This is a genomic window from Streptomyces sp. YIM S03343, assembly GCF_054729195.1.
In genome coordinates this window covers 4,488,103-4,502,987 of the sequence record NZ_JBPUKX010000001.1, presented here as the reverse complement: position 1 = coordinate 4,502,987, position 14,885 = coordinate 4,488,103, and the positions used below count along the sequence as shown (strand labels likewise).

The following is a 14,885-nucleotide window of genomic DNA, read 5'->3' as shown; positions in this document are numbered from 1 at the left end:
GTCGGTCGGTCAGCCGGTTCGGTCGGTCAGTCAGTCGGCCGGTCGGTCGGACAGCCGGTCGGTCAGTGCAGCGGCAGCCCGAGCTGCCGCTGCTCAGTCCGTCAGTCCGTCCGTCAGTCCGTCCGTCAGTCCGTCCGTCAGTCCGTCCGTCGGTCCGTCGGTCCGTCCGTCAGTCCGTCAGCCCTTGAGCGCGGCCATCCACGCCTCGACCTCGTCCGAGCGGCGCGGCAGGCCGGTGGAGAGGTTCCGGTTGCCGTTCTCGGTGACGAGGATGTCGTCCTCGATGCGGACGCCGATGCCGCGGTACTCCTCCGGCACGGTCACGTCGTCGGCCTGGAAGTACAGGCCCGGCTCGACGGTGAGCACCATGCCGGGCTCCAGGACGCCCTGGACATACGTCTCGGTGCGCGCCACGGCGCAGTCGTGGACGTCCATGCCGAGCATGTGCCCGGTGCCGTGCAGCGTCCAGCGGCGCTGGAGGCCGAGCTCCAGGACCCGCTCCACCGGGCCTTCGACCAGGCCCCATTCGACCAGCCGTTCGGTCAGCACACGCTGGGCGGCGTCGTGGAAGTCGCGGTACTTGGCGCCCGGCTGCACCGCCGTGATGCCGGCCTCCTGGGCGTCGTACACCGCGTCGTAGATCTTCTTCTGGAGCTCGCTGAACGTGCCGTTCACGGGCAGGGTGCGCGTGACGTCGGCGGTGTAGAGGGTGTGGGTCTCCACGCCCGCGTCGAGCAGGAGGAGGTCGCCGGAGCGGACGGGGCCGTCGTTGCGCACCCAGTGCAGGGTGCAGGCGTGCGGTCCGGACGCGCAGATGGAGCCGTAGCCGACGTCGTTGCCCTCCACGCGCGCGCGGAGGAAGAACGTGCCCTCGATGTAGCGCTCGCTGGTGGCCTCGGCCTTGTCGAGGACCTTCACCACGTCCTCGAACCCGCGCACGGTCGAGTCGATGGCCTTCTGGAGCTCGCCGATCTCGAAGTCGTCCTTGACGAGCCGGGCCTCGGACAGGAAGATCCGCAGCTCCTCGTCGCGCTCGGCGGTGACCTTGTCGGTGAGGGCGGCCTCGATGCCGGAGTCGTACCCGCGCACCACGCGGACCGGGCCGGTGGCCTCGCGCAGCATGTCGGGCAGTTCGCGCACGTCGGAGGCGGGGATGCCGTAGAGCCGTCCGGCCTCGGTGAGCGAGTGGCGGCGGCCGACCCACAGCTCGCCCTGGCCGGAGAGCCAGAACTCGCCGTTCTCGCGGTCGGAGCGCGGCAGGAGGTAGAGGGTCTCCTTGTGGCCGCCGTCGACCGGCTCCAGGACGAGGACGCCGTCCTCGGTCTGATTGCCGGTGAGGTACGTGTACTCGACCGACGACCGGAAGGGGTACTCGGTGTCGTTGGAGCGGGTCTTCAGGTTGCCCGCGGGGACGACCAGGCGTTCGCCCGGGAAGCGGGCGGACAGCGCGGCGCGGCGGCGGGCGGTGTTCTCCGCCTGCTCGACGGGCTTCAGGTCCCGCAGCTCCGTGTCGGCCCAGCCGGACTTCATGTTCTCGGCCAGCTCGTCGGACACGCCCGGGTACAGGCCGTTCTTCCGCTGCTTGATGGGCTCCTCTTCGGCAGTCTCCGGGGTCTCCGGAAGCTCTTCTGCCACGGTCATCCTCCTAGATACGGCACCGGACCCCATCCATCGTACGTTCGTACCGTCATATGAATTGGAGGTCAGGCCCGCCGCCCGGGCGGCCTGCGGCAGTCCCGGCCCGCCTCGGTCCGGCTTGGCCCGCCCCAGTTCGGCTCGCTTCGACTCAGTCCGCCAAGGGCGGTCTCAGTCGAACCGCACCGCCAGCAGCACCACGTCCTCCTCGCTGTCGGCCTGGTCGAGCCCGTCCGGCAGCACCGTGCGCAGCACGTGGTCGGCGATCGCGCCGGGGTCGCCTCGCAGCGTCCTCGGTACGGAGGCGGCGGCCGCGTGCAGCCGCGCGAAGGCGCGGTCCGCCGGGTCGCCCGTACGGTGCAACAGCCCGTCGGTGTAGAGCAGAACCGTCTCTCCTGCTTCGGCCAGGAACTCCACGCTGGGCGCCTCCCAGCAGGCGAGCATCCCGAGCGGCGCCGATACCGAGGTCTCCGCGAACTCCGTGCGCCGCTCACCGACCAGCAGCGGCGGGCAGTGTCCGGCCCCGGCCAGCGTGATCTTGCGCAGGGCGGGCTCGCAGTACGCGAACAGGGCGGTGGCCGAGCGAGCGGGTTCGGTGAGGCGCAGCAGCAGTTCGAGGTCGGACAGCACGGCGACCGGGTCCTCGCCCTCCATCACGGCGTACGCGCGCAGGCTGGCCCGCAGCCGCCCCATCGCGGCGACCGCGCTCGGCCCGGAGCCGGTGACCGAGCCGACCGCGAGGCCGAGGGCCGCGTCGGGCAGCGGCAGCGCGTCGTACCAGTCGCCGCCGCCGCGCGGCCCGGTGCGGTGCCGGGCGGCGAGCTGGACGCCGGCGACGCGGGGGAGCCGGGACGGCAGCAGCTCGTCGGCGATCGTCGCCATGGCGGTGCGGGTGCGCTCCAGCTCCAGCAGCCGGGCGAGGTGGTCGGTGGCGTAGCGGGTGTAGATGCCGACGAGGTGGCGCTGGCGGCGGAGCGGCTCGGCGGGCTCGTCGTAGAGCCATACGGCGGCGCCGAGGCGGCCCGCGTCCTCGGTGGCCAGCGGGAGCGCGTAGGCGGCGGCGTAGCCGAGGCGGGCGGCGACCTCGCGGTGGCGCGGGTCGAGGCCGTCCTCGGCGAACAGGTCGGGGCGGACCTGTTCGCCGTCGCCGCCGGGGCGTCCGTCGAGGATCCGGCCGTACGGCATGGCACCGCGCGGCACGGTCTCGATGTGCCCGAGGTCGGCGCGGGCGAGGCCGAGGCCGACGGTGGTGCGGGGGCCGAGCCCGTCCGCCGGTTCCAGTACGACGAGGCCGCGCCGGGCGCCGACGAGGGCGGACCCGGCGCGCAGCAGCTCCTGGAGCGCGGCGTCGAGCGTGTCCGTGCGGGCGAGGCGTTCGGTCAGTTCGTGGAGGGTCGTCAGGTCGGAGACCCAGCCCGCCAGACGGTCCTGGAGCAGGACTCCGGGGCCTGGTGAGGCGGGGTCCGGGCCGGCCGGCGCGGGGACCTCGGCGGCGCCGGCGGGGGTGAGCGCGGACGGGGTGCCCGACGCGGTGGGCGCGGGCTCGGCAGTGTGTGCGGGCGCGGGAACCTGGGAATCGATTCCAGCCACTTTCGGAGGATGCGGGGCACTCATGGCATCCGGCTTTCCGGCCGGTGCGTACTGCTCAAAAGCATCGCAAACCCCCATGTCATTCTGCGCCGCTGCAGTGGTTCCACACATACACGCACTCGTGAGGGGATGTCCAGCATTGTCCTGCCGGGATTCCTGGTGTCCGTGGGCTTTTCGCGACGAGTCACCCGACCCCCTTGCGAAAACGCAAAGTTGGCTTAAAACTGCCTCGGGTACGGGCTCATTGCGGTCGACTGGCCTTGTTCGGCGGAGCGTCACAACGGTCGCGATGGGTACGTACTCGGTGAAGGCCAGGGGTGGTTGGGGGCTACCCGGAACCTGGCGACGGACCCGGGCGTCTTAGCCACCGACGACCGGCCCCAGTCTCCCGTGGCGGAGGCGAAGAGAAATACGCGGATGGCAAAAACGCCAGACTTCGCCACCCCTACGCCGCACCGCGCTTCTGATAGACGCAGTATGGACGCGGACGCGGCCAACGCTCGAACCCCTGGGGTTCTCCTTGCTCTGAGCAGGGGTGTGATGCGCCAACAGGTACGCACAGTGAAGTGATCGACACATGATGTGATGTGGTCCTCGGTGTTGCCAGCGGTGCAACGGAAAGGAACGAGCGCTCATGCGCGAGATCCTCGGAAGGCGACGCAGGCTCCTGTCCGGGCGGGACGACGGGCGGCCTGAAATGCTCGGCGCGGCCCTGACCTTCGCGGCGGAATGGCAGTGGCCGGTGCTCCCGGGTGTGGCCCCGGACCCCCAGGGGCGGGCCGGCTGCGCCTGCCCCGACCCGGAGTGCTCGGTGCCCGGTGCACACCCCTTCGACCCCGGCCTCCTCGCGGCCACCACCGACGAGCGCATGGTGCGCTGGTGGTGGTCCAACCGGCCTACGGCGCCCATCGTCCTGGCGACGGGAGGCAGTGCGCCCTGCGCTGTCAGCCTGCCGGGCTCGGCCGCCGCCCGCGCGCTCGCCGCGCTCGACCAGGCCGGGCTGCGCCTCGGCCCGGTGGTCGCCTCGCCCACCCGCTGGTCGCTGCTGGTGCGGCCGTACTCCCTGGAGCAGCTCGGCGAACTGCTCTACGCCAAGGACTACGTCCCCGGCTCCCTCCGCTTCCACGGCGAGGGCGGCTATCTCGCGCTGCCACCGTCCGAGACCGGCCTCGGCGAGGTCCGCTGGGAGCGCGCCCCGCTGCCCGGTTCGGCCCGGCCGTGGGTGCCGGATGTGGAGGCCGTGGTGGACGCGGTCGTCGAGGCACTCACGCGCGGTACGGGTGTGAACGCGCCGGAGGTCTGAGGGGGCCGCGCCGCTCGGCCTGGTCGGCCCGCTCGGTGGCGGGTGCGTTCCGCTTGCCGCTGTTTCCGCGGCGGCGCCGCCCGCAGCTCCAGGTGTTCGCAGCTCCCGGTGTCCGGCCTCGGCCGGATGCCGGACGCTGGGACCTGGCTCGGCCGGATGCCAGATGTCAGCCACCGAACGCTGGGCCAACTCGGGTGCGCCCGGCGGCAGTTGACGTTCCCGGTGGCGTTGTAAAAGGTGAGCCCGGAGGCGACCCGCCGGAACCCGGGCATGAAAAGACCCGGTTGCTGGCGACGGGGGATGCACCAGCAACCGGGCTACTGGAACGGTAACAAGAGATCGGTGGTTCGCAAATTCGATCTCGGCTATTCGGACACGGATCGCCTTGTCACGACGGAGAGTTGTGACACGAGTCACGAGTTGCGACCGAATGCGACCGGGTGTGACCGACTGGCCGGACGGACGACCGGTCACACCCGATTGCGTGACTGTTCTTGATCGTTGAGTGTCGACGATTTGATCGCTGGCTGATCAGTCAACGATGGTCGGTCGCCGTCAGCTGAGCGTGACCTGGCGGTTGGTGAGCCCGCCGCGGGCCCGGCGCTCCTCGGCGGTGAGCGGCGCGTCGGAGGCGAGGGCGGCGGCCAGACGCTCGTCGAACTCGGCGGCCGGCTTCTCGATGTCCTGCGCACCGACCCCGCTCGGCAGGTCCCACACGGGCACGGTGAGCCCGTGGGCGCGGAACGAGCCGACCAGCCGGGTGCCCTCGCCGAGGGTGGAGCGCCCGGCCGCGTGCAGCCGTGCGAGAGCGTCCAGCAGCTGCTCCTCCGGGTGCGGCATGACCCAGCGCAGGTGGTTCTTCTCGGGGGTCTCGCACCAGTAGGCGGCGTCGACGCCGGTCAGCTTGGCGGTGGGGATGGCCGCGGCGTTGGCCCGCTCCAGGGAGGCGGTCACCTCGGGGGTGGCGTTCTCCGCGTCCGGGACCCAGAACTCGAAGCCGCTGTGCACAACTGGCTCGAAGGCGCCTGCCGGGTCGAGCAGATCCTGCATCCGCGGACCGTCCGCCGGAGCACGGCGGCCCTGGACGGGGGTGCCCGGCTCGGCGGTCAGCGCGCGCGTGAGGGTGTCGGCGAGGTCGCGGCTGATGTCGCCGGACGCCGTGTCGTTCTGGAGACCCAGCAGGACCGAGCCGTCGTCACGGCGCAGGGCGGGCCAGGCCATCGGCAGCACCGTGGCGAGGGTGACCGAGGGCACGCCCTCGGGGAGGCCGTCGCGCAGCGTCAGCTCGACGGTCGCCGCGGGCACCAGCTCGCGCAGCGCCACCCAGTCGCACTCGCCGGGCAGCCCCTCGAACGGGCGCTGCACCAGCTCGGTCACGGCGTGCGCGGCGGCCCGGCCGTGACACGCCTTGTAGCGCCGGCCGCTGCCGCACGGGCAGGGCTCGCGGGCGCCGACGACCGGGACCTCTCCGTCGGTGATCTGCGGTCGTGCGCCCTTCGCCTGCGCTCGCTTCTTGGCCATCGTGCGTGTCTCCCGGATACGGCTCGTCTCGTACGGCGGGAGCCTAGCCGCTCGCGCGGGGCCGGACGGGGTGCTGTGGACGACGGGGGCGGCGTCGGCGACACCGGGGGCGTGCGGTGGGCTGCGCTCGGGGCGGCTGGGGCGCGGTTCGTGCCTGCACCTGTACCTGCGCCGGTGCCAGGGTTTCTTGCCTGTGCCGGTGTCCGGTCAGGGAGTGCGGGCCTGTTGCCCCGCCTGGTGCGGTGGCCGGGCGGGGGCTCGGCCGCCGTAGGGGAGCGGCGGATTGGGCCGGTACTGCCGGGGCGGCCCATGCTCCGGCCCGTGACCCGCCGTCGTGATGGCACTCTTGCCCCGCCCTGTGCCGGTGTCCCGGCCAGGGAACGGCGTCGGTCGCCCCGGCAGGAGCGGCCGACCAGCGGGGACTCGGCCAACCGTGGCCGCGCGGCCTGGGCCGGGACGGCCGAGGCACGCCGCAGCAGCGCTCCGCGGCACCGGGAGCCGGTCCGTGACCCTGCCGACGCCCCGCTTCCCTGAGGCGCCCTCGCCCCCAGACGCCGACGCCCCGTCCCGCGCCGCCCCGACACAGAGGTCGACACAGAGGCCGACACAGAGGCCGACACAGAGGACCGGCCCGGTCGCTTTGCCGCCGAGAGCGCGCTCGGAGCGGTCCGCCCCCTCAGTCCAGGTCGTCGAGGGCGTCCTTGAAGTCCAGGCCGTGCAGGTCCGGAGGCAGGCGTGCGACGCGCGTAGCGAAACCGCGGCCGCTCCCGGGTTCCCGGTCGTGGTCCCGCTCACGGGCCACGTCCTGACGGAGATCCTGGACCTGTGGGAAGTCCTTGCGCAGGTCTCGGCGGGCGGTGTCCTCGCGCAGGCCTCTGCCCGAGCCGGCCCGCAGGTCCGTACGACTACCGGCGCGGCTGCCTGCGCGGCTGCCTGCGCGGCTGTCCGCCCGCCCGTCTATGCGTCCGTCCACGCGTCCGTCCACCCGCCCGTCCCCTTGGGCGCCGTCCTGGGCGTCGTCGTGGACGACGACCCACACCGTGACCTCGCCGCGGGCGTCGTCCCGTACGCCCCAGTCGTCGGCCAGCGCCGTGATGATGTTCAGCCCGCGGCCGCCGTGCGCGGTGACCGACGGGGTGGACGGAGCCGGGCGGGTGGGCCCGCCGCCGTCCGTCACCTCCACCACGAGCTGCCCGCGCGTGTCGACCCGCCATGCGGCCCGGACGTCGCCGTCCCCGGCCAGCGCGTCGCCGAGTGGACGACCGTGTTTGCACGCATTGCTCAAAAGTTCGGAAAGGATCAGAACAGCATCGTCAATGACCGTTTCTGAGACACCACCCGTACGCAACTGAGTGCGCATCCGGTGTCTTGCTTCCCCCACGCCCGCAGGGCCATGGGGTACGGCCATGCTTGACGACGTGGGCACCTCCTGTGCCACCACCAACGCCACCCCCGAGACCTCCTTCGCCCCACGCCACCGTGTGAATGCCCTCTCGGCCTGTACCGGAAACCGGCCATTCCCTGTACGGTGACGCATTCGCAATGAGCGGAACGAAACTGAACGACGCTGAACGCGCCGGAGCACTCCCCGTGACGGTTCGGTCACCGTTCGGGAGAGCCTTGAGGGTGGTTGCGCGAACCGGGGTTCTGCCTGGTCAGCGGCTGTCGCCGGGCCGGCTGCCGCGCCCGAGCCGCTCCAGCACCGTGCGCGGGCGGTTGGTGATGATGGCGTCGATGCCGAGTTCGACACAGAGATCGACGTCCTCGGGGTCGTTCACGGTCCAGACATGCACCTGGTGCCCTGCCTCCTTCAGCCGCTCGACGAACACGGGATTGTTGCGCACGATCCGGATCGAGGGCCCGGCGATCCGGACTCCGGCGGGCAGCCGTCCGTCGCGCAGCCGGGGCCGCACGAACTGCATCAGATAGACGGTGGGAAGTGTCGGGGACGCGGTCCGCACCCGGTGCAGTGAGCGCGCCGAGAAGCTCATGACGCGGACCGGGGACTCGGCGGCGGAGGCCGGGGCGTCGAGCCCGAACCGCTTCAGCAGCACCAGCAGCCGCTCCTCGACCTGGCCGGCCCAGCGGGTGGGGTGCTTGGTCTCGACGGCCAGCTCGACCCGGCGCCCCGAGTCGGCGACGAGCGAGAGCAGCCGCTCCAGGGTGAGCACGGAGGTGTGCTCGGGCTGGTCGGGGCGCACCTCCCAGTCGGGTTCCTCGGCCCGCCCGCGCCAGATGTCGCGCGTCTTCCTGGACCCGAAGTCCAGCGTGGCCAGCTCGGCGAGCTCCAGCGCGGAGACGGCGCCGCGGCCGTTGGACGTACGGTTGACGCGCCGGTCGTGCACACAGACCAGATGCCCGTCGGCGGTGAGCCGGACGTCGCACTCGAGGGCGTCGGCACCGTCCTCGATCGCCTTCATGTATGCGGCCAGGGTGTGCTCGGGAGCGTCCTCGGAGGCTCCGCGGTGGGCGACGACCTGGATACGGTGCTGTGGTGCGAGGGTCACCGCGACATGGTGCCACCGCCGTCGTACCGGCGGAGGGCAGGTGGAGCAATATAAATGCCAGATTTGCCGGTTGTATACCTTATAAAGGATCGTCGGATACCCATAGCCAGCGCTTATGGTGCTCTGACGTCTCGTGGGAAAAGCTGACGGCATACAAAGCAGAAGTGTGGGCGAGCGTGTCCCAGTGCACCGGATGACAGCATGACGACTGCCGTGGACGTGACAGACGGCAGTCGTGACATGACAGAAGAACACGACAGCGCACGCCGGAACACGCGACAGACCGCACGCCAGACCGCACGCCAGAACGTACGCAGAACGCGACGACAGTCGTGACAGACGAGACTCATGACGGACGACAGTCGTGAGACACCAGCCGTGGATCGAGGAGAAGAGCTGTGAGCACCGAGAACGAGGGCACCGCGGTACCCCCGGCCCCGTCTGCACCCCCCGTGCCGGTGGAAACTCCCGCGGCTCCCCAGCACACCCATCAGACGGCGGCGCATGACGGGAGCGCGCCGACGACCCAGCTGCCCCCGGTCCCGCCGGGCGGCCAGGTGTACGCCGCGGCGGGTGACGGCCCCACCGGACCCGTGGACCCCGCGGGCGGCCCGGCCCCGGACGGCAGTTGGCCGCCCCCGCCGCCGGCCACCCCGTCGTACTCCGACGGCGGCGCGGGGGGAGCGGGCGGCTGGGGCTCGACGTACCAGCAGCCCGCGCCCAAGTCGGGCGGCGGCCGGGGCGGACTGATCGCCGCGGTGCTGGTGGCCGCGCTGGTCGCCGGCGGCCTGGGCGGCGGCCTCGGCTACACACTGGCGAAGAACAACGACGGCAACGGCTCGACGACCGTGTCCGCGTCGACCGACAGCGGAGCCTCCCAGATCAAGCGCAGCCCCGGCACGATCGCGGCGGTGGCGGCGAAGTCGCTGCCGAGCACCGTCACCATCCAGGCGGAGTCGACGAGCGGCGAGGGCGGCACGGGCACGGGCTTCGTGTTCGACACCCAGGGCCATATCGTCACCAACAACCATGTGGTGGCCGACGCGGTGGACGGCGGCAAGCTCACTGCGACGTTCCCGAACGGCAAGAAGTACAACGCCGAGATCGTCGGCCATGCGCAGGGCTACGACGTGGCCGTCATCAAGCTCAAGAACGCGCCGTCGGACCTCAAGCCGCTCGCGCTGGGCGACTCCGACAAGGTGGCTGTCGGCGACGAGACCATCGCCATCGGCGCTCCCTTCGGCCTGTCCAACACGGTGACGACCGGCATCATCAGCGCCAAGAACCGCCCGGTCGCCTCCAGCGACGGCAGCTCCACCAGCAAGGCGTCCTACATGAGCGCCCTCCAGACCGACGCCTCCATCAACCCGGGCAACTCCGGCGGCCCGCTGCTGAACGCCTCGGGTGCGGTGATCGGCATCAACTCCGCGATCCAGTCGACGGGCAGCGGCGGGCTGGGCGGCTCCAGCCAGTCGGGCTCGATCGGCCTGGGCTTCGCGATCCCGATCAACCAGGCGAAGTACGTCGCCCAGCAGCTGATCAAGACCGGTAAGCCGGTGTACGCCAAGATCGGCGCGTCGGTCTCCCTGGAGGACTCCACGGCGGGCGCGAAGATCACCGACCAGGGCACGGGCGGCTCCGCCGCGGTCGAGTCCGGCGGCCCCGCCGCCCAGGCCGGCCTCAAGCCCGGCGATGTGATCGTCAAGCTCGACGACACGGTGATCGACTCCGGCCCGACCCTGATCGGCGAGATCTGGACCCACCAGCCGGGCGACGTCGTCAAGATCACCTACAAGCGGGACGGCCAGGAACACACCACCGAACTGACCCTCGGCTCCCGCGTCGGCGACAGCTGACACAGCACGGCGCACACAGAGACCGGCCCCCGCCAGAGCACATCGGCGGGGGCCGGTCTCTGCGCGCACCTACTCTCGCTCCAGTGAGCATGATCGGCGAGTACCTGCGTCTGACGCCCGCGGATCTGGACAAGGCGATCGCGAACCCCGAGTGGGCCGTGCTGCTGGCCGAGGCCGCCCAGGACGCGGCGGAGGTCCACCCGGACCTCAGACCGGCGGATGCCCGCCACTACTCCACATACAAGACCTGGGACCTGATCCGCCATCTCGTGGTCCGCGCGGAATTCCCCGTGAACGTGGTCCAGGGCGAGGAACTCTTCCCCGACCCGGAGGACTGGGTCTACGGCCCGCCCCGCTACCTGCCCCCCGCCCGAGTCCGCCAGGCCGCCGAAAGACTCCTCCCCCTGACCTACGACCTCCTCATCACCGGCGTCGACCCTTCAGACCTCACAGAACTGGAGGTCTACCCCCTGCACTGGGACACCCCCGGATCCCTCGACTGGGCCCGCCCCTGGTACGAGGGCCTGACCCAGTTCTTCGAAGCGGCAGCCCTGGACGGCGACGCGATGATCATCTGGCTCACCTAACCGCACGGATGCGCCCCCGCACGCATCACGCACCCCGCAGAACGCCCCATGCCGGTACGCTGTACCCGCTCCGCCCCTGGTGGCCCGGGGCACAGGTGGGTTGCCCGAGCGGCCTAAGGGAACGGTCTTGAAAACCGTCGTGGCGGCGACGTCACCGTGGGTTCAAATCCCACACCCACCGCGCAGGTCAGAAGCCTTGCAGGTCAGAAGGGGTGCCGCTCTGAGAGCGGCACCCCTTCAGCGTGCAGCCTGTCTCACCCTGACTCGCCGGTTTCCCACCCTTGACCAGCGCGTGCGGCCAACCTGCGGCCAGGATTCAGGGGCCCTCGGGCTCCCCGTCGTGCTCCGCTAGCCCCTGCTCGATCAGCGCGTTCATCCTGGCTTCCTCGCCGTCCAGCACCTTGGCGTAGTAGCGCTGGAGTACGGCGACGCTCTGCCCCGCCCGCCGCGCCGTCTCGGCCAGGCTGACCCCGGAACGAAGCCAGAACGACACGCACGCGTGCCGCAGGTCGTACGGAATGGCGGCCAGAGGAGAGGCCACCTGCGCAGGGGTGAGCGCCTTCCGGCGAGCCTCTTTCCACACCGCGCCGTACTCCTGCGACCGGACCGGGCCACCCCGGACGGCGCTGAACAACCGGCCGTCCGCCGTGATCCCGAAATCCTTCAGGTGGGTGCGCAGCAGCGTGACCAGAACGGGCGGAATGGGCACCGGGCGGATGGCGTGACGGGCCCGGTGCTTGAGCTGCCGTTCCTCGTACGGCTTGCCGTTGTCCGTCCAGGCTGAGCCCACTTGCGGCCGGGCGCCAGCCAACATGAGCCGTCCCCAGCCTTCCTCGGGAAGGTTGCACTGATCGGCGCTCAGCATGGACACTTCCTCCGGCCGCATCGCCGCGTAGTAGATGCACGCGAAGAACGCCACCAGGTGGGCGCCGCGCGGCCCCTGCGCCCGGACCGCGTCCAACAGGACCCGTGCTTGCGCGGGGGTGGCGACACTGCGCACGTCCAGTTCCTCAACGGCTTTGGGCGTCTCCCAATGGACCCGGTGCAGGGGGTTGCCGGGCAGCAACTCGTGTTCCACGGCCAGGCGCAGGCAGTTGCTCAGCACGGCACGGCGCCGCCGGAAGGTGTTCGCGGCGGCGGCCTTGCCGTTCTGCCGCTTGGCCAGGTGTTCCAGCACTGTGCGCACGCGTTTGGCACTGTCCAGGTCGACGACGGCAGGGGTGTTGCGCTCCACCCACGCCAACGCCTTGGCCTCCGCTTCCGGCGGTTCCTGGTCGTGTCGACCGGCGTTGAACCCCCACTGATAGAGCGCGCGGCGCAAGAGGCTGTCCGCCGGACGCCCCTTCCCCGACGGGCACAGAGCCATCGTGGCGATGGTCAGGCTCTCCGCGATGCTCGCCCGGTGCTTAGCCGACGTGGTCGGCCACTTCCGGGCGGCGTGCGCGCGAGCGTGGGCGTACCAACTCGTGCGGTTCCTCTCACGGACCTCCGACACAGGCAGGCCGGTCTCCGTGTCGAACGGCTCGCCCTTGCGGGTCGCGGTCAGCAGCTCTGCCCTGCGGGCGTCGGCGAGAGTCTTGGTCGCGAACTTCTCCTGATGCCCCGTACCGTCGACCTGCCACCGCAGTTGGAACGGGGCGACCTTGCTCGGACGCTTGCGGATGCTCCAAATCCGCACGTCGTAGCTGTGCATCGTGCTCCCTCATGGGAAGGAGCCCCGTCGGTGACGGGGCCCCTTGGTGGTCAGTGGTCAGGCTGCGATTTCGTGTTGGGCCCACCAGGTGTCCAGGTCGCTGCGGCGGCAGCGGATCTGTCCGTTGGACAGCTTGATGAGCTTGGGAGCGTCGCCGCGGGCTCGCATGCGGTAGAACGCGGCGCGGCTCATCTTGATCTCCGTGAGGACCTCGGAGAGCTTGAGTTTCTCGGTGCCGGCCAAGGCGGTGACTCCTCTTCGGGACTCTCGGGGTGTGGTTGGGGTCACATTGCTGTGGGTCGCGGCCCATCGCGGCCCAAGCCTGTGACCTGCACTTTTGCCGGGTGGTTGCGCGGCCCATCGCGGCCCAACCGTGAGCGGGCTGGGCCGCGATGGGCCGCGATGCGGGGTCGGGAAAGCCGCAGGTCAGACGTGGTGGGTCGCGATGGGCCGCGACCCTGGGGAATCTGTGCTCAACCGTTGAGAGCGATGCCGCTGTAGACGGCGAGCCGTTCGCCGGACGCGGTGCGGGGGCGGGAGCGGTTGAGCTGGGGGACGACGGACAGGAGGTTGCGGCCGAAGACCTGTTTCGTGCCGGCCTTGACGTTGTTGTCCTCGGCCCACTCCCGCCAGACGGTCCACAGGGTGTCCACGGGGACGCTGCAGGTGGGCCCGGTCTTGCAGCGTTCGCGGACGAACGCGCTGGTGGGTGAGGCGGTGTCCTGCATGGTGGTCACCGCTTCCCGGCTGGACGCCGGTTCGGTGATCCGGCGCGTCGACTCCAGACGGGCCAGTCCTTCCAGGGCCCAGTTGAAAATGCCGGGCATCTCGGCGATCAGCCGGTCCAGAAGGGTGGGGTCTTCCCTGCCCAGCCACGAAATGGTCGTGTTGAGCACCACGAACCGGCGCGCGATCACACCGGACGAGTCGCCGAAGTGCGGGAGTTCGTTGGACAGGATCACCAGCCGCGTGGGCAGCTTTCCCGTCCATGCCTCGCGGTACTTGCGGTCGATGTCGATGGTGTCCTCACCGGAAATGGTGAGCAGCCGTTCCACGACCTGGCAGTTGTCGTTGCCGGACAGCCGGGCGTCCGCGATGATCGCGAGCGGCTTGCCGACCAGGGTTGCCAGACCGAAGTTGGAGCCCAGCCCTGCGAGCGTCGGCCCGGCAAGGTTCTCCTTGCCGACCAGCGCTTTGAGGACGCGGGCGATCGTGCCTTTCCCGGATCGGGACGGGCCGACCATGAGCAGGATCTTCTGTAGGTCGGTGCGACCGGAGAGGACGTAGCCGAACCACTCCTGAACAGCACGGACGGAGTCCGGGTCATCGGGCCAGACCTGGTTCAGGAAGTCGTCCCAGGCCGGTGCCGTCGCGGTGGGGTCGTAGGGGAAGGGCACGGAGACGTGGTTGAAGAACGTCGGGGTGTGCGGGAGCAGGGCGCGGTCGCGGATACGCAACAGGCCGTTGCCGCACGCGACGATCGGCCCGTCATCCGCAGCGCCCGCGCCGTCGGCGTCGAGCCAGGCCGGGGCGTCGACGTCGGCGGGCAGAAGGGTGATGGCGCTCAACGCGTCGAGCAGGTTGCTGATCTTCTGCTTCGTCGGCGCCCACTCGTGTTCCTCCGTGTCACCGTCCTTGCCCGGGGTGAGGTAGACGACGTGCTCAAGGCGCTCGTACATGTAGGCGCGCACCTCCGCTTCGTCGGTCTCACGCCAGCAGGTGCCGTTCCACCGCATCCAGGACGCGCGCCAGCGGCGGTACATGAGCTGTCCGTCCTCGTTCTGCCAGTCGGGCAGCAGACGGCGCGCGACGGCCAGGGGGTTGGACGGCGGCGGCAGTTCCTCGGTCCGGGTGCTGGTGGTGTCGGTCATGCCGCGTGCCTCCCTTCCTGGGAGTTGCGGAGCGGGCAGGTGTCGCGGTGCGCCATGTGGTCGGTGATCAGGGCCAGGACCCGGTGACGGCCGAACGCCCGACGGTTCCACCCGCACTCGCATTGCGAGGACGCGGAGGGTGCGGCGCCCTGCGTCGCGCGGATGTGCAGCCACGCGACGGGGTAGCGGCCGTCGCCGCGCTGCGGGTCAGGGCGAAAGGCAGAAGGGACGCCCTTGCGGGCGGCGACCTTCGGTTCGCCCACGGCCGCCGGCGGTGGGGTCGGTCGGGCGGGGTGCGGGCCGGTCGGGGATGGGGTGATGC

11 protein-coding genes, 1 tRNA gene and 1 pseudogene are annotated in these 14,885 nt (G+C 70.9%); 4 read left to right on the top strand and 9 right to left on the bottom strand.

Annotated features, from left to right (window positions below):
• Positions 1 to 177: 177 nt before the first annotated feature.
• On the bottom strand, positions 178 to 1,641 hold the full coding sequence (locus tag ACSYGN_RS19435) for an aminopeptidase P family protein (protein ID WP_460397331.1): 1,464 nt from the start codon (positions 1,639 to 1,641) through the stop codon (positions 178 to 180).
• A gap of 165 nt (positions 1,642 to 1,806) precedes the next feature.
• Positions 1,807 to 3,249 carry a PP2C family protein-serine/threonine phosphatase gene (locus ACSYGN_RS19430; protein ID WP_460397329.1) on the bottom strand — a complete coding sequence of 481 codons (1,443 nt, stop codon included), beginning with the start codon at positions 3,247 to 3,249 and terminating at the stop codon, positions 1,807 to 1,809.
• 610 nt (positions 3,250 to 3,859) lie between these two features.
• On the opposite strand from ACSYGN_RS19430, the gene ACSYGN_RS19425 reads away from it, so the two are divergent.
• Positions 3,860 to 4,528: a bifunctional DNA primase/polymerase gene (locus ACSYGN_RS19425; protein ID WP_460397327.1), complete on the top strand. Its 669-nt coding sequence runs from the start codon at positions 3,860 to 3,862 to the stop codon at positions 4,526 to 4,528.
• A gap of 555 nt (positions 4,529 to 5,083) precedes the next feature.
• Here the strand turns inward: ACSYGN_RS19425 and ACSYGN_RS19420 are convergent.
• The 3 genes and pseudogenes from ACSYGN_RS19420 to ACSYGN_RS19410 form a co-directional block, all read right to left on the bottom strand.
• Positions 5,084 to 6,049, bottom strand: coding sequence for a DUF5926 family protein (locus ACSYGN_RS19420; RefSeq protein ID WP_460397325.1), 966 nt, complete (start codon positions 6,047 to 6,049; stop codon positions 5,084 to 5,086).
• A 979-nt stretch (positions 6,050 to 7,028) separates the two neighbouring features.
• A pseudogene (locus ACSYGN_RS19415) lies at positions 7,029 to 7,586 on the bottom strand (ATP-binding protein); the annotation flags it as partial.
• A gap of 118 nt (positions 7,587 to 7,704) precedes the next feature.
• Positions 7,705 to 8,556, bottom strand: coding sequence for a glycerophosphodiester phosphodiesterase (locus ACSYGN_RS19410; protein ID WP_460397323.1), 852 nt, complete (start codon positions 8,554 to 8,556; stop codon positions 7,705 to 7,707).
• 398 nt (positions 8,557 to 8,954) lie between these two features.
• Here ACSYGN_RS19410 and ACSYGN_RS19405 point away from each other — a divergent pair, with 398 nt between their 5' ends.
• The 3 genes from ACSYGN_RS19405 (at position 8,955) to ACSYGN_RS19395 (ending at position 11,180) form a co-directional block, all read left to right on the top strand.
• Positions 8,955 to 10,412: a S1C family serine protease gene (locus ACSYGN_RS19405; protein ID WP_460397321.1), complete on the top strand. Its 1,458-nt coding sequence runs from the start codon at positions 8,955 to 8,957 to the stop codon at positions 10,410 to 10,412.
• A gap of 89 nt (positions 10,413 to 10,501) precedes the next feature.
• Positions 10,502 to 10,999: a YfbM family protein gene (locus ACSYGN_RS19400; protein WP_460403570.1), complete on the top strand. Its 498-nt coding sequence runs from the start codon at positions 10,502 to 10,504 to the stop codon at positions 10,997 to 10,999.
• 94 nt (positions 11,000 to 11,093) lie between these two features.
• Positions 11,094 to 11,180: transfer RNA gene (locus tag ACSYGN_RS19395), tRNA-Ser, on the top strand.
• A gap of 135 nt (positions 11,181 to 11,315) precedes the next feature.
• Here the strand turns inward: ACSYGN_RS19395 and ACSYGN_RS19390 are convergent.
• The 4 genes from ACSYGN_RS19390 to ACSYGN_RS19375 all read right to left on the bottom strand — a co-directional run bounded on the left by ACSYGN_RS19390 (position 11,316) and on the right by ACSYGN_RS19375 (position 14,826).
• Positions 11,316 to 12,692 carry a tyrosine-type recombinase/integrase gene (locus ACSYGN_RS19390; protein WP_460397319.1) on the bottom strand — a complete coding sequence of 459 codons (1,377 nt, stop codon included), beginning with the start codon at positions 12,690 to 12,692 and terminating at the stop codon, positions 11,316 to 11,318.
• Between the two features lie 57 nt (positions 12,693 to 12,749).
• The gene (locus ACSYGN_RS19385) at positions 12,750 to 12,935 is read right to left on the bottom strand and encodes a helix-turn-helix transcriptional regulator (protein WP_460397317.1); all 186 of its coding nucleotides are present in this window, start codon (positions 12,933 to 12,935) and stop codon (positions 12,750 to 12,752) included.
• Between the two features lie 230 nt (positions 12,936 to 13,165).
• Positions 13,166 to 14,563: a DNA primase family protein gene (locus ACSYGN_RS19380; RefSeq protein WP_460397315.1), complete on the bottom strand. Its 1,398-nt coding sequence runs from the start codon at positions 14,561 to 14,563 to the stop codon at positions 13,166 to 13,168.
• A complete protein-coding gene (locus ACSYGN_RS19375; protein ID WP_460397313.1) occupies positions 14,560 to 14,826 on the bottom strand; it encodes a hypothetical protein in 267 nt (88 codons plus the stop codon). Before ACSYGN_RS19375 ends, ACSYGN_RS19380 begins: the two co-directional genes overlap by 4 nt.
• Positions 14,827 to 14,885 lie beyond the last annotated feature (59 nt).

What these genes read in the sequence shown, in the direction of transcription:
- ACSYGN_RS19420 (WP_460397325.1), bottom strand. Translation starts at nt 6,049, where the DNA reads ATGGCCAAGAAGCGAGCGCAGGCGAAGGGCGCACGACCGCAGATCACC.
- ACSYGN_RS19390 (WP_460397319.1), bottom strand. Translation starts at nt 12,692, where the DNA reads ATGCACAGCTACGACGTGCGGATTTGGAGCATCCGCAAGCGTCCGAGC.
- ACSYGN_RS19380 (WP_460397315.1), bottom strand. Translation starts at nt 14,563, where the DNA reads ATGACCGACACCACCAGCACCCGGACCGAGGAACTGCCGCCGCCGTCC.
- ACSYGN_RS19425 (WP_460397327.1), top strand. Translation starts at nt 3,860, where the DNA reads ATGCGCGAGATCCTCGGAAGGCGACGCAGGCTCCTGTCCGGGCGGGAC.
- ACSYGN_RS19400 (WP_460403570.1), top strand. Translation starts at nt 10,502, where the DNA reads ATGATCGGCGAGTACCTGCGTCTGACGCCCGCGGATCTGGACAAGGCG.
- ACSYGN_RS19435 (WP_460397331.1), bottom strand. Translation starts at nt 1,641, where the DNA reads ATGACCGTGGCAGAAGAGCTTCCGGAGACCCCGGAGACTGCCGAAGAG.
- ACSYGN_RS19430 (WP_460397329.1), bottom strand. Translation starts at nt 3,249, where the DNA reads ATGAGTGCCCCGCATCCTCCGAAAGTGGCTGGAATCGATTCCCAGGTT.